This is a genomic window from Amycolatopsis orientalis (assembly GCF_000943515.2).
Classification (GTDB): Bacteria; Actinomycetota; Actinomycetes; order Mycobacteriales; family Pseudonocardiaceae; genus Amycolatopsis; species Amycolatopsis orientalis.
Genome location: NZ_CP016174.1, coordinates 662,807 through 682,424, shown reverse-complemented (window position 1 = coordinate 682,424; position 19,618 = coordinate 662,807). Strand labels below are relative to the sequence as shown.

Here is a 19,618-nt window from a genome sequence, read left to right as displayed (position 1 = left end):
CCGCGACGATCTTCATCGGACGTGGCGGACGCCACTTCGGGTTACCTGCAACGGTCGGGCCACCGGCCCCGATGGTCCTCGGGAAAGTCCTTTGAAGAGACCTACGGACCAGAGTGAGGAGGTGGATCGATCATGAAGATCAACGAGCACACCAAGGGGGCCCGGCGCGGCAAACGCGGACTCGACAGGAACCAGGACGAAACACCCGAACGTGGCGAATGGCTGCTGGAAGCGCCGCGCCAGCGTGACGGTGAGCGATCGAACCACCAGGCGCGCTCGCACCGGCCGAACCTGCTGCGCCGCCGCGCCTGGCAGATCCTCGAAGCCCCGACGGCGGAACAGCCCGTCGTCGACGGCGCCGAGACGATGGGCCCGAAGCCGCCCGACGACACGACGGTCAACTTCGTACTGGACCTCGCCCTGCGCATCGGCGAGGTCCAGATGTCGAGCGGCGCCGGCGCCTCCGACGTCACGGCGACGATCATCGCGCTGACCTCCGCGCTCGGCCTCCCGCACTGCGAGGTCGACGTGATCTTCACGTCGATCACGGTGACCTGTCACCGCGGCACCGACATGGCGCCGGTGACGGCGCTGCGCGTGGTCCGTTCGCGCAGTCTCGACTACACGCGGCTCACCCAGACGGAGATCCTGGTCCGCAAGATCGTCCGCGGGAACATCGGCGCCGAAGAGGCGCAGCAGGAACTCCAGCGGATCACGACCGCGCCGCATCCGTACCCCCGCTGGGTGGCCACGGCCGCCTGGGGCGGGCTCGCCGGGTTCATCACCCTGATCCTCGGCGGCAGCCTCGACGTCGCGCTGGTCGCGATGGTGATCAGCGCGGTCATCGACCGGCTCGGCCGGTTCCTCAATCGCTTCGCGCTGCCGTTCTTCTTCCAGCAGGTGGTCGGCGGCCTGGTCGCGACCCTGTCCGCGATGGCGATAGTCAGCAGCGACCTGCTCACCACGGACAAACCGACACTGGTCGTCGCCGCGGCCGTCACCGTGCTGCTGTCCGGGCTCTCCACCGTCTCCGCCGTGCAGGACGCCATCACCGGCTACAGCGTGACGGCGGCCGGGCGCACGATGGAAACCGCGCTGATGAGTGCCGGGCTGATCGCCGGGGTGGTGCTGGCGCTGAAGATCGCGCTGCTGCTCGGCCTGCCGCGGACGCCGCTGCCGGAGGTCCTCTCCTCGACGCCGCAACAACTCCCGCTCATCGTCATCGGCAGCATCGGCGCGGCCGGCTGCTTCGCGCTCGCGTCGTACTCGACGCTGCGCGCGATGCTCGTCGCGTCGGCGGCCGGGGCGATCGGCGGCGCGGTGTACGGCGCGCTGATGCTCACCGACTTCCAGGCCGTCAGCTCGTCTGCCATCGCCGCCACCCTGGTGGGCTTCTGCGGTGGCGTGCTCGCCAGGCGGCTCAAGGTCACGCCGCTCGTGGTGGCTGTGTCCGGCATCACTCCGCTGCTTCCCGGCCTGTCCACCTATCGTGGTCTATACCAATTGGGCGTCGAGCCCGGCGGGGACATCTCCACGTTGATGACCGCGGTCGCAATAGGGCTTGCCCTGGCAGCGGGCGTGGTACTCGGTGAATACCTGGCGCAACCGGTGCGCACGGGGCTGGGCAGGCTCGAACGGAAGCTCGCCGGGCCGCGGATGGCGGGTCCGATGGAACCCGCCGAACGACGCTTGGAGTGATCGCGCGACGACCGGCCGTCGCCTCGGCGCGCGATAGGGTTTCCGCTTAGGGCAGCGACCCGCGATTCGAGGGAGCGGCTGGTGGACGAAGTGATTGCTGAGACGGGCAGAACGAATTCCGCGGACTTCGTCGTGGTGGCGAACCGGCTCCCGGTGGACCTCGAACGGACCGCCGACGGGAGCAGGCGCTGGACGGCGAGCCCTGGCGGACTGGTGTCGGCGCTCGAACCCTTCCTGCGCTCCCGCAAGGGCGCCTGGGTCGGCTGGCCGGGTGTGCCCGACGTCGAGGTCGAGGAGTTCGACGACGACGGCTTGGTGCTGCACCCGGTCTCCCTGACGTCGGACGACGTCCGCGACTACTACGAGGGCTTCTCGAACGCCACGCTCTGGCCGCTGTACCACGATGTGGTGGCCAGGCCGGTGTTCGACCGGAGCTGGTGGGAGTCCTACGTCCGGGTGAACCGGCGCTTCGCCGAGGCGAGTGCGCGGGTCGCCGCCGAGGGCGCGACCGTGTGGATCCAGGACTACCAGCTGCAGCTGGTCCCGGCGATGCTCCGCGAACTGCGGCCGGATCTCCGGATCGGGTTCTTCCTGCACATCCCGTTTCCCCCGGTCGAGTTGTTCATGCAGATGCCGTGGCGGACCGAGATCGTCCGCGGCCTGGTCGGTGCCGACCTCGTCGGTTTCCACCGGCCGGGTGGCGCACAGAACTTCCTCTGGCTGGCCCGCCAGCTGGCCGGGCTCGAATCCAGCCGGGGCGCGGTCGGTATCCGCACCCGCCCCGGCCTGATGCAGGTCGGCGACCGCACGGTGCGGGTCGGCGCGTTCCCGATCTCCATCGACGCCATCGGCCTGGACAAACTCGCCAAGACCAAGGGCGTCGCCGAACGCGCCGCCCAGCTGCGGCGTGATCTCGGCAACCCGAAGAAGGTCCTGCTCGGCGTCGACAGGCTCGACTACACGAAGGGCATCGACCTGCGGCTGCAGGCGCTGCACGAGCTGCTGCACGAAGGCCGGGTGCGCCCGGAGGACGTCACGTTCGTCCAGCTGGCCACGCCGAGCCGCGAGCGGGTGGAGCACTACCAGCGGATGCGCGGCGACATCGAGCAGATGGTCGGCAGGATCAACGGCGAATTCGCCCGCGTGGGTCACCCGGTCGTGCATTATCTGCATCAGTCCGTCGATCGCACGGAGCTGGCCGCCTTCTTCTCGGCGGCCGACGTCATGGTGGTCACTCCCCTGCGTGACGGGATGAACCTCGTCTGCAAGGAGTACGTCGCCTGCCGCCACGACCTCGGCGGCGCGCTCGTGCTGTCCGAGTTCGCCGGCGCGGCGGCGGAGCTGACCAGTGCTCTCCTGGTCAACCCGCATGACCTGGACGGGGTGAAGAACGCCTTGGAGACTGCCATTACGCTCGACCCCGCAGAGGGCCGCCGCCGCATGCGCGCCATGCGCCGTCAGGTCCTCACGCATGACGTCGACCGCTGGGCGCGCTCGTTCCTCCAGGCGCTCGGTGCCGAACCGGCCGACTGAAGCACTCCCATCCCCGCATAGTTCCCGAGGAGAAATCGTTGACCGCCGAGGCACTGCCCGCCGAGCTGCGGCGCGCGATCGTCCAGGTCGCGCGCACTCCGCGGCTGCTGGTCGCCTGCGACTACGACGGCACGCTGGCTCCGATCACGGCCAATCCGGACGAAGCCCGGCCGCTGCCCGAATCGGTAGGCGCGCTCAGGTCGCTGGCCGGCCTGCACGAGACGACCACCGCCGTCATCTCCGGCCGCGCGCTGCGTGATCTCGCCACCCTGTCCCGTCTCCCGGCCGAGGTGAACCTGGTCGGCAGCCACGGATCCGAGTTCGACATCGGTTTCATCCACGCCCTCGACGACAAGGCCCGCGAGCTGCACAGACGGCTTGAGGCCGAGCTGGAGAACCTGGTACTCGACGTACCGGGCGTCTCGCTCGAGGTCAAACCCGCCAGCATCGCGGTGCACGTCCGCCGCGCCGAGCACGAGGCGGGCCGCCGCGTCCTGCGCGATGTCCACAATGGACCTTCGCAGTGGGAGGGCGTCTCCACGACGGACGGCAAGGAGGTCGTCGAGCTCGCGGTCGTCCAGACGGACAAGGGCCGCGCGCTGGACACCCTGCGCCACCAGGTCGGCGCGACCGCGGCGATCTTCCTCGGCGACGACGTCACCGACGAGAAGGCGTTCGCCCGGATCTCCGGCCCGGACCTCGGCGTGAAGGTCGGCGAAGGCGAAAGCCTCGCGCAGTACCGGGTTCCGGACACCGTCGACGTCGCGCTCGTGCTCGCTTTCCTGCTCGAAGAACGCCGGAACTGGCTCTACGGCGAGCAGGCCCCGCCGATCGAGCGGCTTTCCATGCTGGCCAACGAACGTTCGGTCGCGCTGGTCACGCCGGACGCCCGGCTGACCTGGCTGTGCCACCCCGGTCCCGACGCGCCCGCGATCTTCGCCGACCTGCTCGGCGGCCCCGGCGCCGGCCACTTCTCGATCAAACCGCACCGCAACGGCCTGCCGCTCGGGCAGCGCTACCTGCCGAACACCATGACGGTGGAGACCCGCTGGTCGCGGCTGCTCGTCACCGACTACCTCGAGCCGGAGAGCCCCGCGCACCGCACGGATCTCGTCCGGGTGATCTCGGGCGAGGCGGCGGCGGAGATCGTGTTCGCGCCGCGGCCCGAATTCGGCGGGGTGCCGGTGAAGCTGGTCGCCCAGGGTGACGGGATCCTGGTGCAGGGCACCTCGGAGCCGTTCGCGCTGCGTTCGCCGGGTGTGGAGTGGGAGATCACCTCCGACGGGATGAACGACACCGCGACAGCGCTGGTGACGCCCTCCCCGGAGAAGCCGGTGGTGCTCGAACTGCGGTGCGGCACCACGGATCTCGGACCGCACGAACTGTCCGAAGTGGAGCGCCGGACCCGGGCGGGCGACTACTGGAGCACTTGGGCGCGGACGCTCAAGCTGCCCAGCGTGCAGACCGACCTCGTCGGCCGCTCCGCGCTCACCCTGCGTGGCCTGGTCAACACCGACACCGGCGGCGTGCTCGCGGCGGCGACGTCGTCGCTGCCGGAGGAGATCGGCGGCGTCCGCAACTGGGACTACCGCTACTGCTGGATCCGCGACGCGGCCATGACCGTGCGCGAACTGGTCCACCTCGGCTCGCTCGAGGAGGCCGAAGGCTACCTCCGCTGGCTGCACGGTGTGCTGTCCACTTTGGCCGGTCCGGAACGGCTGCACCCGCTGTACACCTTGGCGGGCAGCGTGATCGGCGCCGAGGCGGTCATCGAGTCGCTGCCCGGGTACGCCGGTTCGCGGCCCGTCCGCGTCGGCAACCTGGCGAACCACCAGGTGCAGCTGGACGTTTTCGGCCCGGTCGTCGAACTCGTGCAGACGCTGGCCGAGGCGCGCGGCGAACTGCGCGACGAGGACTGGCAGATGGTGCGCGCGATGGCCGAGGCCGTCACGCGGCGCTGGAACGAGCCGGACCACGGCATCTGGGAGGAGCGGCACGTGCCGCGCCACCGGGTGTACTCGCGGGTGATGTGCTGGGTGACCATCGACAGGGCGGTCAAACTGGGCGAGGTCTACGGCCGCGAGGTGCCGGGCGCGTGGCCGTCGCTGCGTGACGAGATCGCCGCGGACGTGCTGGAGAAGGGCTGGAACGAAGAGGTCCAGGCCTTCACCACCGCCTACGACGGCACCGACCTCGACGCCGCGTCGCTGTTCGTCGGGCTGACCGGGCTGATCGATCCGGCCGACCCGCGGTTCCAGTCGACGGTCACCGCGATCGAGGCGGAACTGCGCAGTGGGTCCACTGTGTACCGCTACCGCCGCGACGACGGCCTTCCCGGCGGCGAGGGCGGCTTCCACATCTGCGCGGCTTGGCTCATCGAGGCGTACCTGCTCACCGGGCGGCGCACGGAGGCCGAGGAACTGTTCACGCAGATCGTCGACGCCGCCGGGCCGACCGGCCTGCTGCCGGAGCAGTTCGACCCGATCGCGGAACGCTCGCTGGGCAACCACCCGCAGGCGTACTCGCACATCGGGCTGATCCGCTGCGCGAACCTGCTTTCCCGGTAACCCTCACGTGTCATAAGGGGTCCCCATAGGACGATTTTCGTCCTATGGGGACCCCTTATGACACTCAGCCACCGGCGACGGACGGGATGATCTGCACCTCCCTCGCCCCGGCGAGCGAGGTCTTGGCGCCGTCGAGACGGCGGCATTCCTCACCGTCCACATAGAAGTTCACGTACCGCCGCAGCGCGCCGGTCTCGTTCCGCAGACGGCGTTCCAGCGCGGGGAACTCGGCGCCGAGGGAATCCAGGACGGCGTCGAGCGTCGGGGCGTCGACCTGGAAAGTCCCCTCGCCGCCCGCGAGCGGCCGCAGCATCGCGGGCAGCAGGACCCGGACCACCTAGACCACCTGGGCCCGCACGCACAGCACGTCCGGCAGATGCGCGGCCACCTGATGCCAGGTGTCGCCCTCGTCCGGACTCGCCCACACTTCACCGGACCGCGTGCCGAAGTAGATCCCCGCCTCCTGATCGACGCACATCCCGTCCCGGAGCACACCCGCGTAGAAACCCTTGTCCGGCAAGCCGTTTCCGAGCCCGGTCCAGGTCTCGCCCGCGTCCTCGCTGCGGTAGACGCGGCAGCGGCCGTCCGGCGGGAAGCGGAGAACGTCGGCCACCAAAGGGAAGTTGTAGACGGTGTCCGGTTCGGCGGGATGGACGACCATGGCGAACCCGAAGTCGTTCGGCAGGCCGTCCGCGATCGACGTCCACGTCCTCGCGTCGTCGTCACTGCGGTAGACACCGCCGTGGTTCTGCAGGAAGAACCGCTCGGGGCGGGACGGGTGCATGGCGACCTTGTGCACGCACTGGCCGAATTCCGGCTCCTCGTCCGGCAGGAAACCCGCGCTGATACCTCGATTCGACGCCGTCCAGCTCTTGCCGCCGTCCTCGGTGCGGTAGACCCCGCCGGTCGACATGGCGACCGTGATCCGCCCCGGATCGGTGGGATGCGGCAGGATCGTGTGGATCATCTGGCCGCCGCCACCCGGAGTCCAGTGTGGACGGTGCTCGTGCTCCCACAGCCCGCGCACGAGTTCGAAGGTCTCGCCGCCGTCCTCGGAGCGGAACAGCGCGGAGGGTTCGACACCCGCGTAGACGACGTCACCGGAGACCACGATCTGCCAGATGCCTTCGAGCGCGGTGCCGGTGTCGGCGGGGAAGGCCACCGGGGCGTGGTCGGGCTCCGACCAGGTCTCCCCGAAGTCGCCGGACGTCGCGATCGAGGGGCCGAAATGCTCGTTGACCGCCGCGGCGTAGACCCGGGACGGCGTCAGGGCGAGCGCCCGGACGGCCTCCATCGGGAACTTCGGAGTGGACAGTTCCCAGTTCTGGCGGTCCTCGCTGCGGGCGAGGAACAAGCCCTTCCTGGTCCCGATCCCCAGCTGGAACTCCACGACGGCGTCCTCCTCGGTCGATGCTGTGACTCAGGTCACTCAGCACCGTACTACCGGGAGCGCGTGAAGGCCCCTTCGCTGGCGCCTGCGGGCGCGAACCCCGGCGTTGATGAAGGAATTGGGACACTCAACGTCCCAATTCCTTCATCGTCGGCCTGCGCCATGACGAAGAGGTGCCCGACCTGCACGATGCCGCCTTTGCCGGGACCCTGGCGTCCAGCGCAGCCAAGGATGCCTTCACGTACTACCCGTCCGACCGTAGGCCACAGCGCCTACCAGGGCGAGCGTGTTGGAAGTCCGTGAAGGCCTCCTTCCCTACCCTGAAGGTAGGCAAGGAGGCCTTCACGGACCAGAAAATGGAGGCGTCGCGCCGGCTGCTGTCCAAGGGGTCGCGACCTTCGCCTTCTCGGGAGAACGAAAGTCACAGACGAGCAGCCGGCGCGACGGGCTTGCGGGGTGTCAGGACCCGTTGATCAGGCGCAGGGCCAGGTCGGGGCTGAACGTTCCGGCTTCGACGTTCGGCGCGATGCCGCATTTGCCGTCGGAGTCGCCGGGGACCTTGACCCAGAGCAGCATCTCGGCGCCGCCGCCGGTCTGCGAGGTCACCCCGAGCTTGCGCCCGGCCGGATTGCACCACTCGGAGCCCAGCGGGCCGTTGCCGTTGCGGCTGGTGTCGATCACGAACGGCTTGGTGTAGCCGTACTTGCTCGACAGCGCCGCGCTGACGGCCTTGCCGTAGTTCGCCGAGTCGGTGGTGGTCTTGTAGTTCGACACGTTGATCGCGAGGCCGCGGATCGACTTCACGCCGGCGGCGTTGAGCCGGTCGGCCATGGTGGCGGCGGGGATCCAGGTCGAGTTGCCGCCGTCCATGTACGCCCAGGTGTTCGGGGCCTTCGAGGCGAACTGCTCCGCGGCGAACCTGAGCAGGTCGAGGCGGGTCTGGCGCTCACCGGTCGGCAGGCAGTCCAGCTGCGCGAGGGCGTCCGGCTCGATGACGACGACCGCGGGCTTGCCGCCGATGCCGGCGGCGAAGTTCGAGATCCAGCTCCGGTACGCGTCCGGGCTGCCGGCGCCGCCGCCGGAGTGCCCACCGCAGTCCCGGCCGGGGATGTTGTAGGCGACCAGGATCGGCAGCTTGTCGACCACGTCGGCGGCGTAGGTGTAGCCGTCGACGGCGGACTTGATGTCCCCGCTCCAGTTGCCGAACCAGCGTGCGCCCGCCTTGGTGGCGATGGCGGCCCTGATCTGGTCGGCGGTGCCGCCCGGGTGGTTCTTCACCCAGACCGCGGGATTGGAGTTCGGGTCGGTGTAGAAGCCGTTGGTCTTCTCAAGGGGGTTGCCGTCGGCGGCCTGGGCCGGCGCGGCGATGAGGGCCAGCAGCGAGGCGGCCAGCAGACCGAGCGTCTTGATGCGCATACCCATCAGGATCCAGCCGTCCCGTACAAGATTCGTACAACCCCACCCATTCAGTCCTCTGGTTGCGGCATTCCGCGTGCAAGTTACGCGACCAGAGGACTGAATGCGTCCGGGATCAGGCCGAGTAGCCCTTCGGTGGGATCAGGGTGGCGAGCTGGTTGAAGGTGAGCCAGTAGATCTGGTTACCGCCGAAGTTGGCCGGGTCGGCGATCTTCACGGTCATGTTGTCGGCGTTGTAGCCGATGACCGTGAAGTAGTGGTAGATCGTGTAGTTCGGGTAGCCCGGCGGGTGGTTGTTCGCCGGGGCGACGATGTTCGCGACGATCGCGTAGCCGTTGTTGATGTCCAGCACGATGTCGCGCCACAGGAGGTCACGCTGCGCCTGGGTCGGCGGGTCGTTCGGCATCTCCTTGGTCTCGTACCAGCCGCCCGCGACGTGGTTGTTGAGGACGCGGGTGACCTGGCCGATCCAGTCGGTGCCGTTGGTGGTGGTCGGCAGCTCGTTCGCAAGCTGCTGCTGGCTCGGCGGATTGCCGTTCTTGGCGGAGATGGCGATCCGGGTGGCGGCCGGGCCACACCAGTAGCCGGTCTGCTGGATCTGGTACTGGATGTTGAGCTCCGCGGCCGCCCTGACACCTTCGACCTTGGCGGGCGCGGGCATCGCTTTCACGAAGTCGGGCGCGGGTACGACGTATCCGTCTTGAGCGACGGCCACCGCCGGGGCGGTGAGCAGAGCGGACGCCGCAAGCGCGGTGACGACCGCGGTCCTGAGTCGACGCATGGTAATCCTTCCCCAGTTCCGATACTCGTTGGTGAATATCGAATAGATCGATATTCGCGTTCTTCGCGGCTTTTGTCTTGACCTCCACCTGGGCTTTCACCGATCGGCCCACGACGAAAGTAGGGTCGGATGAACGCTCGAGGGGACATCGGGCAAGAGGGATCGTGCAGGTGATGAACAAAGATCTCGGCCAGCCCGGCTCCCGGGGGCCGGACCGGCCGGATCTCGGCGGTCCCGACCCCGCGCCGGTCTTCGGCATGCTCTTCGACGCCCACGCGGCCCCGCTGCAGCGTTACCTCGCGCGCCGCGTCGGCACCGATACCGCGCACGACCTCGTCGCCGAGACGTTCCTGGTGGCGCTCCGGCGGCGGGAGACGTACCGCCCGGAGGCCGGGACGGCGCGGGCGTGGCTCTACGGCATCGCGACGAACCTGCTCCGGCACCACGTCCGCACCGAGACCCGCGCGCTCAACGCGACGGCGCGGCTCGCGGCCGCCGATCAGGTGGTCTCGGCCGGGCACGACGGCCGCGTCGCCGAGCGGGTCGACGCGCAGCTCCGCGCGGCCCAGCTGGCGGGCGCGCTCGCCGAACTGAGCGTGGCCGACCGTGACACCCTGCTGCTGGTCTCCTGGGCGGGACTGGAGCCGGGCGAAGTCGCCGAGGCGCTGGGAATTCCGCCTGGAACGGTCCGGTCCCGGCTGCACCGGATACGAAGATGGTTGCGTGCCAACGCGCCGGAGCTGAAGTCGGAGTCCACAGAGGACAAGGCAAGTGGAGAAGAGGTGCGCGAAAGTGGACGACGGTAGCGTCAGGAAGGTGTGGTCCGAGGCCGAGCTCGACGAGGCGCTGGCCGATCTCCACGCCGAACCCGAAGTCCGGCAGGACGAACTGTCCCGCGCCAGGGCCGCACTCCTGCGTGCCGCTGGCGAGGTCGAGGACGAACTCGTCCCGGTGGCGGTGCCCCCGGCAAAAAAACGGCCGGGCTCGTGGCGATGGATCGCGGCCGCGGCCGCGGCGGCACTGGTGTCCGGCGGGGGGATCGTGGCGGCGAACGCCTTCACCGGCGGCGACGGCCCGGACCCCGCGGCCCACTCGATCACCGCCCCGGGCGATGACGTCCTCGACGCCCTCCGCGGCGACGACTTCCCCCTTCGCGTGAACCAGTACCGGCTCGTCACGGAGTCCACCTGGACAACACACGTCACCAAATCCGGGCTGGTGTACCAGACCCACGAGATCACTGAGCGCTGGCTTTCGCCGCATACCTTGAACCTCGCCAAGAAACGGGTCACCACGACCGGCGAGATCCGCTGGATCAAGGGCGACTACCAGTCGGCGCAGGGGCTGGGAGAGGCGCTGCCCGGCCCGTCGACTTCGATCGGTGTGGACGAGATCCCGGCGCCGACCACGACCTCACAGGCGCCCCCGACGACGACAACGACCGGGCCGCCGCCGCCCATCCCGTCCAAGGCGCAGCTGCGACCCGAAAGCGGGTGGACGAACCCCACCGTGGAATTCCTCGCGGACCTGCCCACCGACCCGGCGAAGATGGCCGAGCGGCTCCTCCGGGACAGCACCTGGCGGGACGACCGGACGCCGGAGCGGCTGGACGCGGCACACGAGATGTTCCGGATGGCCTTCACCGTCCTCCGCTCCTCCCAGGGCTTCGGCGCCCAGCGGGTGGCGCTGTGCAAAGCCCTCGCGCGCATGCCGGGCATCACCACGGAGAGCACGGTCACCGACGGACGGCCCGCGTTGTCCTTCTCGGTCGCGTCGGCGGACCAGACCCGCACCTTCATCGTCGACGTGGCGACGGCGGCCGTCGTCCGCAACCGTGCCGTCCGGGCCCGCACCGACAAGGACTGGCCGGGACTGACCTTGTTCGACACGGCGATCTCGGTGGTGATCACCGACGCGGGCGGCCCGCCGGGCGGGCCCTAGCGGGCGTGCTTGGCGGCGTTGAGCGCGCTGCCGACGTCCGCCACTTCGAGTACCCGGATCCCCGGCGGGATCTTGCCGGAGTCCGGCGGCACCAGCGCGTAGGTGAAGCCGAGCCGGGCGGCCTCCGCGAGCCGCCGCCCGACGCTCGGTACCCGCCGGACCTCACCGGACAGCCCGACCTCACCCATCGCGACGAGCTTGGGTGAGAGCGGGGTGTCCCGCGCCGACGAGATCAGCGCGAGCACCACCGCCAGGTCGATCCCCGGCTCGGTGATCTTCATGCCGCCGACCGTCGCCACGTAGACGTCCTTGTCGCCGACCTTGATGTTCGCCCGCTTCTCGACCACGGCCAGCACCATCGCGACTCGCGCCGAATCAAGGCCGCTCACCGCGCGCCGGGGCTGCGGTGACTGGGTCGCCGACACCAGCGCCTGCACCTCCCCCAGCAGCGGCCGCTTGCCCTCCATGGTCACCGTGACCGCGGTGCCCGCGACCGGCTCGGCGGTGTGGCTCAGGAACAGTCCCGACGGGTCGGGCACGCCCACGATGCCCTCTTCGACCAGCTCGAAGCAGCCGATCTCGTCGGCGGCGCCGAAGCGGTTCTTGATCCCGCGCAGCATCCGCAGCGTCGAATGCTTGTCGCCCTCGAACTGCAGGACGACGTCGACCAGGTGCTCCAGTACCCGCGGCCCGGCGACCGAACCGTCCTTCGTCACGTGACCGACCAGCACGATCGGCAGCCCGCGCTCCTTGGCCAGCGCGACCAGCCCGGAGGTGACCGCGCGGACCTGGGTGACCCCGCCCGGCGCGCCCTCCACCTGAGGCGAGGCCATGGTCTGGACCGAGTCGACGATCAGCACACCCGGTTTGACGGCGTCGACGTGGCCGAGGATCGCGGAGAGATCACTCTCGGCCGCGAGGAACATCTCGTCGTGGACGTTGCCGGTGCGCTCGGCGCGCAACCGCACCTGGCCAGCCGACTCCTCGCCGGTGACATACAGCGCGCGGCCAGCGGTGGCCGCCCACTGGTAGGCGACCTCCAGCAGCAATGTCGACTTGCCGACCCCGGGCTCGCCCGCGAGCAGGATGACCGCGCCCGGCACGAACCCGCCGCCGAGCACCCTGTCCAGTTCGGAGACGCCGGTGGGCTTGGCGCGGGCCGTCTCGACGTCGACCTCGCCGATCGGGCGCGCCGGGGCGCTGGGTGCGCCGGCGGCGACCCTGGCTATCGCGGGGCGGGCGTCACCGCGCTCCTCGATGGTGCCCCATGCCTGACATTCGGGGCAGCGTCCGACCCACTTCGCCGCTTCGTACCCGCATTCACCGCAGCGGTAGGTGCTGCCCTTCTTGACCACTCCGCGAGGCTAGCGGGCACCACCGACAAACCCCGGCACCGACGGGCTGAAGGGGCCCTTCACCGCATCTGACGCAGCGAAAGGGCCCTTCACCGCGTCTGATGCGGTGAAGGGCCCTTTCGGCTCAGCTTTGGAGGACTAGTGCCCGCCGCCCTCGGCCTTGGGCTTCTCCGGCGCCGGCGCCCGGCTGCCCGGGTGCGACGGCGCCGCGATCGGCAGGTCCAGCGTGATCGAACCGGAGTTCTTGAAGACGAAGGTGACCTTGATCGTCTGGCCAGCCCACACCGGCTGCTTCAGCCCCTGCAGCACGACCGTGGCCTTGCCCACCTGGTCCGGCGCGTTGGACGGCTCCGGGCCCACGGTCGGCGTGACCGTCCCGGCGGCGCTCGACGACGGGGCGCCGGACTGGCTGCTCGACGGAGCACCCGAAGAAGACGGGGCACCCGAAGAAGACGGCGCGCCCGAGGACGGGGCACCCGAGGACGGCGGCGCGGAGGAGGCGCTGGTCGGAGCGACCTCCTTCGTCGACTCGACCGCGTCGGACGGGCCGATCACGAGCGCGTGGCTCGAGACGATGGCCTTGGCCCCGGAGATCTTGGCGTCACCGGTGGCGACGTCGGAGGTGACCGAGACGAGTTCGTCGTCCTGCTTGCCCTGGTTCACGATGGTCAGCGTCAGCGGCACGGCGGAACCGGCGGGGTACGCCTGGCCTTCCTCCGGGAACTGGAGCGCGGCGTTCCGCAGCACCAGGTCCTTCGCCTGTGCGTACGTCCCGTTGACCGCGGGCTGCTGCGAGTCGGTCTGGGTGATCTGACCAGCACCGCAGCCGGCGAGCACGAGCGCGGCGCCGAGCGCCAGCACACCTGCGCCGAACACGCGACGATTCTGCAGCCTCACGTCGGAGTCCTTCCATCTCACGGCCTCTTCACCGCGAAGACTAGCCGGGCGGCTTCCCGGCCGGAGAACCCGGTGCGTGTTGACACCCCACCAATGCGGTGACTTGCCCAAGATCAACCGTCCACAAAGGATTTGGAAACCGTTCGCTTCTCACCTGCATGAGCATGGGCGAATTGGGTTTGTCAACCCCCGGGCGGGCCACCGTCAGGCCGCTGACCTGCGACGACGATCGCGGGCCGCTAGGTGGGCCTCGTCGGCACGTGCTAAGATGAATTCAGCGAAAGGGGCAGAGGACACATGGTTTTCAAGGTCGGAGAGACCGTCGTCTACCCGCACCACGGTGCCGCACTCATCGAAGCCATCGAGACCCGCGTGATCAAGGGCGAGGAGAAGAAGTACCTCGTCCTCAAAGTCGCGCAAGGGGATCTTACGGTTCGCGTGCCCGCTGACAACGCCGAGATCGTCGGCGTTCGTGATGTCGTCGGGCAAGAGGGACTGGACAAGGTTTTCGACGTTCTGCGTGCTCCGCACACCGAAGAGCCCACTAACTGGTCTCGTCGGTACAAGGCCAACCTCGAGAAACTCGCCTCCGGCGATGTGAACAAGGTGGCCGAAGTGGTGCGCGACCTCTGGCGGCGAGAGAAGGACCGCGGACTTTCAGCCGGTGAGAAGCGCATGCTGGCGAAGGCGCGGCAAATTCTGGTCAGCGAGCTGGCGCTCGCGGAGGGCACCGACGAGGACAAGGCTGAAGTCCTCCTCGACGAAGTTCTGGAAACCGCGGCAGTCTGAACCGGCGGGTGTCCCACGCCAGGTGAGGCTGCGCGGGATACCTCTACGATCGCGCACATATGAGCACCGACCATATGAGCACGATCGTGTTCGTCACTGCCGTTCATCACCATGCCTCCGACGCGGAGCTCGCTCTCGCGCCGGTCAATGGTGAAGCATTACTCACGCACACCGTGCGGGGGCTGCTCGCTATGCCGGATCTCGATCTGGTCGTCGTAGCGGCCCCCGAGCGGTGTGCTCATTTGTTTGAGGCCGCTTTGCCCGGCTTCCCAGCGCGTTGCCGGATAGTACCCGGCCCGTCACTCCGGCATGTTTTCGACACCGTCGAAAAAGAGATCGCCGGAAATCCCGTCTTCCTCGTACACGACGCTTTGCGGGCATTCACTCCCGCGGACACGGTCCGTGCCGTCGCGGACGCGGTGCGTGCGGGATCGCCTTTCGTGGTTCCCGTGCTGCCGATGGCGGACACCGTGAAGGTGACCGACGCGGCGAAGGTGATCACGGGCACCGAAGACCGGGCATATCTGCGCACGGCGCAGACGCCCCTCGGCTTCACTCGTGAGACTTTTCTCTCTTATGTCGACAAACCGTCTCTCGGCGGGGCGCACACCGTCGCCGGGCATCCCGATGCGATGCGCGTCACCAACTCGTTCGAACTGAAACTGGCCGAAGCGATCGCTTCCGCCGGAAAAGAGGAAACCCTGTGAGGATCGGGAACGGCGTCGACGTCCACCCCATCGAAGCCGGCCGCGAATGCTGGATCGCCGGTCTCCTCTGGCCCGGCGTCGACGGCTGCGCCGGACATTCCGACGGCGACGTCGCCGCGCACGCGCTGTGCGACGCGCTCCTGTCCGCGGCCGGGCTGGGTGATCTCGGCGCGGTGTTCGGCACCGGTGATCCGCGGTGGGCGGGCAAGCACGGCGTCGAGTTCCTCGCCGAGGCGCGACGGCTGGTCGAGGCGGGCGGCTGGACGGTGGGGAACGCGACCGTCCAGATCGTGGGCAACGCACCGCGCGTCGGGAAGCGCCGCGAAGAGGCGCAGAAGGTGCTGAGCGAGGCCGTCGGCGGACCGGTGAGCGTCTCCGGGACGACGACCGACGGGCTCGGCCTGACCGGACGCGGTGAGGGCATCGCGGCTTTCGCGACGGCGTTGCTCCTGCCCTCGCAGGAATAGGCCGCGCCGGGCGGCGGTTCGGGCTGTCATGGCAGTCACACTTCCCGAACCGGTCCGCGAACTGGTGGACGGCAAGAACTTCGCGACCGTGGCCACGCTGGACGCCGACGGCGGCCCGCAGACCTCGGTCGTCTGGGTGGGCCTCGACGACGGCGATCTGGTCTTCAGCGCCACCGAAGACCGGCTGAAGGTGCGGAACCTCCGGCGCGATCCGCGCGCGAGCGTGTCCATCACCGACGCGGAGAACCCGTACCGGCACACGCAGCTGCGGGGCACGGTCACGATCACCCCGGACCCCGGCAAGGAGCTCCCGACGGGGTTGAGCCACAAGTACCTCGGCCAGGATCCGCCGCCGGAAGGTCCGGAGGTCGAGCGGGTGATCGTCCGCCTGCGGGTCGACAGGATCGCCGGGAACGTTCGTTGATTAGGCTCTCGCCATGGGTGTGACCTTCAACGACGCGACCAAGAAACTCCTCGACGGCAACAACTTTCCCGTCCTCGCCACCATCAACGCCGACGGCTCCGCGCAGACGTCCGTGCTGTGGGCGAAGCGGGACGGCGACACGGTGATCTTCGCGACCGTGCGCGGCCGTCTCAAGGAGCGGAACATGGCCAGGGACCCGCGGGTGTCCGTCACGGTCTTCGACCAGGAGAACCCGTACGACTACGTCGAGATCCGCGGAACCGTGGAGATGACCGACGAGGGCGGGCGCGAGCTGATCAACGAGCTCTCGCACAAGTACCTCGGCAAGGACTACCCCGATGAGCCCGCGGAGGTCGTCCGCGTACTGGTCCGGATCACGCCCACCAAGATCACCGGCAACGCCGCCTGACCCTGGGGCGCGCATGTTATGAACGGGACTTTCATTGCAAAATTTGTAATGAAAGTCCCGTTCATAACACCGGCGAGGAGAGGCGAACGTCCCCCGATCGTGGTTAATGTGGGCTTCGTGACCTTTCGCGCTGTGTTGTTCGACTTCTCCGGCACGATCTTCCGGCTCGAGCAGGACGAGACCTGGCTCGCCGACCTCACCGACCACGACGGGGAACGGCTCGACGTCGAGGCCCAGACCGAACTGATGCGCCGGATGACCGCGCCGGTCGGCCAGGTCGTCGATCTCGACGAGGAGCATCTGCACGCCTGGCACCACCGCGACCGCGACCCGGTGCTGCACCGCAAGGTGTACCTCGAGGTCCTCAAGCAGTCCGGTGTCCCGCACGCCGACCAGGCCGTCGCGCTCTACACGCGACTGATCGATCCCAGCCAGTGGACGCCGTACCCGGACACCGAGGCCGTCCTCAAGGGCGTCTCCGGCAAGGGCGTGAAGCTCGGCGTGCTGAGCAACATCGCCTTCGACATCCGGCCGGCCTTCAGCCGCCGCGGCTGGGACGCCTTCGTCGACGAGTTCGTCCTGTCCTTCGAGGTCGGAGCGGTGAAGCCGGAGCCGGAGATCTTCCGGCACGCCGTCGAGCGGCTCGGCGTCGACCCGGCGGAGACGCTCATGGTCGGCGACAGCGAGGAGGCCGACGGTGCCGCACGCGAGATCGGCTGCGCGTTCGCGCTGGTAGAGCCGCTGCCGACGACCGAGCGGCCGGACGCCCTGCTCACCGTCCTGCGTGCCCATAACGTGCTGTAATACGGTCACTGCGACACCGCTCACGCCGACCCCGTACCCTTTTAGGGTGGCACTACACCTCTATGACACGGCGACCCGGAGCGTGCGGGAATTCCATCCCGCCCGTAGCGGAACGGCGTCCATGTACGTGTGTGGTGCCACCGTGCAGGGCATCCCGCATATCGGCCACGTCCGCGGCGCGCTGAACTATGACGTTCTCCGCCGATGGCTCGTCCACAGTGGACTCGACGTGCTGATGGTCCGCAACGTCACCGACATCGACGACAAGATCCTCACCAAGGCCGCGGACGCGGATCGACCCTGGTGGGAGTGGGCGGCCACGCACGAGCGCGCCTTCGAGTCGGCCTACGAGTCGCTGGGCTGCCTGCCGCCTTCGATCGCCCCTCGGGCGACTGGGCATGTCACGCAGATGGTCGAGCTGATGCAGCGGCTGATCGACGGCGGGCACGCCTACGCCTCCGGCGGCGACGTGTACTTCTCGGTCAAGGCGTTCGACGGCTACGGCGACCTCTCCGGGCAGAAGCTCGACGAGGTCGTTCAGGGCGAGAGCCTCGGCGAAGGCAAGCGCGACCCGCGCGACTTCACCCTGTGGAAGGCCGCGAAGCCGGGCGAGCCGTCGTGGCCGACGCCGTGGGGCTCCGGCCGTCCCGGCTGGCACCTCGAATGCTCGGCGATGGCGACGTCCTACCTCGGCTCCGAGTTCGACATCCACGGTGGCGGCATCGACCTGGTGTTCCCGCACCACGAGAACGAGCGGGCGCAGTCCAACGCGGCCGGTGACCCGTTCGCGCGGTTCTGGCTGCACAACGCCTGGGTGACCCTGTCCGGCGAGAAGATGTCGAAGTCGCTGGGCAACACGGTCTCGATCCCGGAGATGCTCAAGAACTACCGGGCGCCCGAACTGCGGTACTACCTGGTCCAGCCGCACTACCGGTCGACGATCGAGTACTCCGACGGAGCACTCACCGAGGCCGCGCAGGGCTACCGGCGGATCGAGCAGTTCCTCCGGCGCACGGCGGGCATCGCGGGCGCGGTCCACCTCGGCGAGATCCCGGCGGAGTTCGCCGCGGCGCTCGACGACGACCTCGCCACCCCGCAGGCGTTCGCAGTGCTGCACAACACGGTCCGCGACGGTAACGCCGCCCTCGACGCGGCCGACAATTCCAAGGCACTCGAAGTCGCCGCCTCCGTGCGCGCGATGACCGACGTGCTCGGCCTCGACCCGCTCTCCGCGCGCTGGTCCGAGGCGGGCGGCAATGAGACGCCCACCCGGCAGGCACTGTCCGAACTCGTGGAAGGGCTGCTCGCCGAACGGCAGCAGGCCCGCGCCGAGAAGGACTTCGCCCGTGCGGACGCCGCGCGTGACCGCCTCCAGCAGGCGGGCATCGTGGTGGAAGACACCCCGAACGGTCCACAGTGGACCGTCAAGGACGTCTGACACTTACTCGGTTTCTAGCTCAAGGATTCTCACTGATGGCAGGCAACTCCCGGCGCCAGGGCGCTATTCGCAAGCCCGGCACGAAGAAGGGTCAGGTCGTCGGTTCCGGCGGCCAGCGCCGGAAGGGCCTGGAAGGCAAGGGCCCGACCCCCAAGGCCGAGGACCGGCCAGGGCACAAGGCGTACCGCATGTCGAACGCCCGTGACCGCAAGGAACAGGCGCGGCAGAAGAAGGCCGACAAGCCGGAACTGATCGCCGGCCGCAACCCGGTCGTCGAAGCACTCCGCGCCGACGTGCCGGCCACCGCGCTGTACGTCGCGGTGAACATCGAGATCGACGACCGCGTCAACGAGGCCGTCCGGCTCGCCGGTGACAAGGGCATCTCCATCCTGGAGATCCCGCGCGAAGAACTCGACCGCAAGACCAACCGGGCCATGCACCAGGGCCTCGGCCTGCAGGTGCCGCCGTTCGAGTACGCGCACCCCGGCGACCTGATGACGGCGGCGAAGGACTCCGGCAACACGCCGCTGTTCGTCGCGCTCGACGGCGTCACCGACCCCCGCAACCTCGGCGCGGTGATCCGCTCGGCCGCCGCGTTCGGCGCGCACGGTGTCCTCCTGCCGGAGCGGCGCAGCGCGGGCATGACCGCGGTCGCGTGGCGGACCAGTGCCGGCACCGCCGCCAAGCTGCCGATCGCCGTCGCGACCAACCTCACCCGCCAGCTGAAGGCGTGGAAGGACGACGGTCTGATGGTCGTCGGCCTCGACGCGGACGGCTCGGTCGACATCGACGAACTGAACCTCGCGGCGGACCCGCTGGTCATCGTGCTCGGCTCGGAGGGCCGTGGCCTTTCCCGGCTGGTGCGCGAGACCTGCGACGCGACCGTTTCGATCCCGATGGCGGCCGGTGTCGAGTCGCTCAACGCGTCGGTCGCGGCCGGCGTGCTCCTGGCCGAGGTGGCGCGCCGCCGCCGCATCGCGGGACGTGTCTGACCCCGCAGTT

The 19,618-nt window shown here is 69.1% G+C and carries 19 protein-coding genes; 13 read left to right on the top strand and 6 right to left on the bottom strand.

Annotation, left to right across the window (positions count from 1 at the left end; genetic code table 11):
- Positions 1-132: 132 nt before the first annotated feature.
- From SD37_RS03315 to otsB, 3 genes are all read left to right on the top strand, one after another.
- Complete coding sequence (locus SD37_RS03315) at positions 133-1,698, top strand: threonine/serine exporter family protein (protein ID WP_044853776.1); 1,566 nt, start codon at positions 133-135, stop codon at positions 1,696-1,698.
- An 81-nt stretch (positions 1,699-1,779) separates the two neighbouring features.
- On the top strand, positions 1,780-3,231 hold the full coding sequence (locus SD37_RS03310; RefSeq protein WP_044853775.1) for an alpha,alpha-trehalose-phosphate synthase (UDP-forming): 1,452 nt from the start codon (positions 1,780-1,782) through the stop codon (positions 3,229-3,231).
- 38 nt (positions 3,232-3,269) lie between these two features.
- Entirely contained in the window at positions 3,270-5,798 is a 2,529-nt protein-coding gene (gene otsB, locus SD37_RS03305) for a trehalose-phosphatase (RefSeq protein WP_044853774.1), read from the top strand.
- 64 nt (positions 5,799-5,862) lie between these two features.
- On the opposite strand, the gene SD37_RS03300 is transcribed toward otsB, so the two are convergent.
- The 4 genes from SD37_RS03300 to SD37_RS03285 all read right to left on the bottom strand — a co-directional run bounded on the left by SD37_RS03300 (position 5,863) and on the right by SD37_RS03285 (position 9,385).
- Positions 5,863-6,135 carry a MoaD/ThiS family protein gene (locus tag SD37_RS03300; protein WP_145926513.1) on the bottom strand — a complete coding sequence of 91 codons (273 nt, stop codon included), beginning with the start codon at positions 6,133-6,135 and terminating at the stop codon, positions 5,863-5,865.
- Complete coding sequence (locus SD37_RS03295) at positions 6,136-7,188, bottom strand: sialidase family protein (protein ID WP_044853773.1); 1,053 nt, start codon at positions 7,186-7,188, stop codon at positions 6,136-6,138. It lies immediately after the preceding gene.
- A 459-nt stretch (positions 7,189-7,647) separates the two neighbouring features.
- The gene (locus tag SD37_RS03290) at positions 7,648-8,604 is read right to left on the bottom strand and encodes a glycoside hydrolase family 6 protein (RefSeq protein ID WP_044854051.1); all 957 of its coding nucleotides are present in this window, start codon (positions 8,602-8,604) and stop codon (positions 7,648-7,650) included.
- 115 nt (positions 8,605-8,719) lie between these two features.
- On the bottom strand, positions 8,720-9,385 hold the full coding sequence (locus tag SD37_RS03285; protein WP_044853772.1) for a C39 family peptidase: 666 nt from the start codon (positions 9,383-9,385) through the stop codon (positions 8,720-8,722).
- A gap of 164 nt (positions 9,386-9,549) precedes the next feature.
- Between SD37_RS03285 and SD37_RS03280 the strand changes: the two genes are divergently transcribed.
- Together SD37_RS03280 and SD37_RS03275 are read left to right on the top strand one after the other, a co-directional pair.
- Positions 9,550-10,191, top strand: a complete 642-nt coding sequence (locus tag SD37_RS03280) for an RNA polymerase sigma factor (RefSeq protein WP_037318227.1) — start codon at positions 9,550-9,552, stop codon at positions 10,189-10,191.
- Positions 10,178-11,326 (top strand): CU044_5270 family protein, encoded by a 1,149-nt coding sequence (locus SD37_RS03275; RefSeq protein WP_145926512.1) that lies wholly within the window; start codon positions 10,178-10,180, stop codon positions 11,324-11,326. The genes SD37_RS03280 and SD37_RS03275 overlap by 14 nt, the downstream gene beginning before the upstream one ends.
- On the opposite strand, the gene radA is transcribed toward SD37_RS03275, so the two are convergent.
- The gene (radA, locus tag SD37_RS03270) at positions 11,323-12,681 is read right to left on the bottom strand and encodes a DNA repair protein RadA (protein ID WP_044853771.1); all 1,359 of its coding nucleotides are present in this window, start codon (positions 12,679-12,681) and stop codon (positions 11,323-11,325) included. The genes SD37_RS03275 and radA overlap by 4 nt on opposite strands.
- Before the next feature lie 138 nt (positions 12,682-12,819).
- The gene (locus SD37_RS03265; RefSeq protein ID WP_044854049.1) at positions 12,820-13,578 is read right to left on the bottom strand and encodes a copper chaperone PCu(A)C; all 759 of its coding nucleotides are present in this window, start codon (positions 13,576-13,578) and stop codon (positions 12,820-12,822) included.
- A 297-nt stretch (positions 13,579-13,875) separates the two neighbouring features.
- Here SD37_RS03265 and SD37_RS03260 point away from each other — a divergent pair, with 297 nt between their 5' ends.
- The 8 genes from SD37_RS03260 (at position 13,876) to rlmB (ending at position 19,608) form a co-directional block, all read left to right on the top strand.
- Positions 13,876-14,367: a CarD family transcriptional regulator gene (locus SD37_RS03260; RefSeq protein WP_005165253.1), complete on the top strand. Its 492-nt coding sequence runs from the start codon at positions 13,876-13,878 to the stop codon at positions 14,365-14,367.
- A gap of 59 nt (positions 14,368-14,426) precedes the next feature.
- A complete protein-coding gene (locus tag SD37_RS03255) occupies positions 14,427-15,074 on the top strand; it encodes an IspD/TarI family cytidylyltransferase (protein WP_236725263.1) in 648 nt (215 codons plus the stop codon).
- On the top strand, positions 15,071-15,541 hold the full coding sequence (gene ispF / locus SD37_RS03250; RefSeq protein ID WP_005165257.1) for a 2-C-methyl-D-erythritol 2,4-cyclodiphosphate synthase: 471 nt from the start codon (positions 15,071-15,073) through the stop codon (positions 15,539-15,541). The genes SD37_RS03255 and ispF overlap by 4 nt, the downstream gene beginning before the upstream one ends.
- A gap of 28 nt (positions 15,542-15,569) precedes the next feature.
- A complete protein-coding gene (locus SD37_RS03245) occupies positions 15,570-15,965 on the top strand; it encodes a PPOX class F420-dependent oxidoreductase (protein ID WP_044853770.1) in 396 nt (131 codons plus the stop codon).
- Positions 15,966-15,978: 13 nt separating this feature from the next.
- The gene (locus SD37_RS03240; protein WP_044853769.1) at positions 15,979-16,374 is read left to right on the top strand and encodes a PPOX class F420-dependent oxidoreductase; all 396 of its coding nucleotides are present in this window, start codon (positions 15,979-15,981) and stop codon (positions 16,372-16,374) included.
- A gap of 117 nt (positions 16,375-16,491) precedes the next feature.
- A complete protein-coding gene (locus SD37_RS03235; protein WP_044854047.1) occupies positions 16,492-17,178 on the top strand; it encodes an HAD family hydrolase in 687 nt (228 codons plus the stop codon).
- Positions 17,179-17,224: 46 nt separating this feature from the next.
- On the top strand, positions 17,225-18,616 hold the full coding sequence (gene cysS, locus SD37_RS03230; protein ID WP_044853768.1) for a cysteine--tRNA ligase: 1,392 nt from the start codon (positions 17,225-17,227) through the stop codon (positions 18,614-18,616).
- Positions 18,617-18,651: 35 nt separating this feature from the next.
- Complete coding sequence (gene rlmB, locus SD37_RS03225; RefSeq protein ID WP_037318240.1) at positions 18,652-19,608, top strand: 23S rRNA (guanosine(2251)-2'-O)-methyltransferase RlmB; 957 nt, start codon at positions 18,652-18,654, stop codon at positions 19,606-19,608.
- The last annotated feature ends 10 nt before the right edge of the window (positions 19,609-19,618 follow it).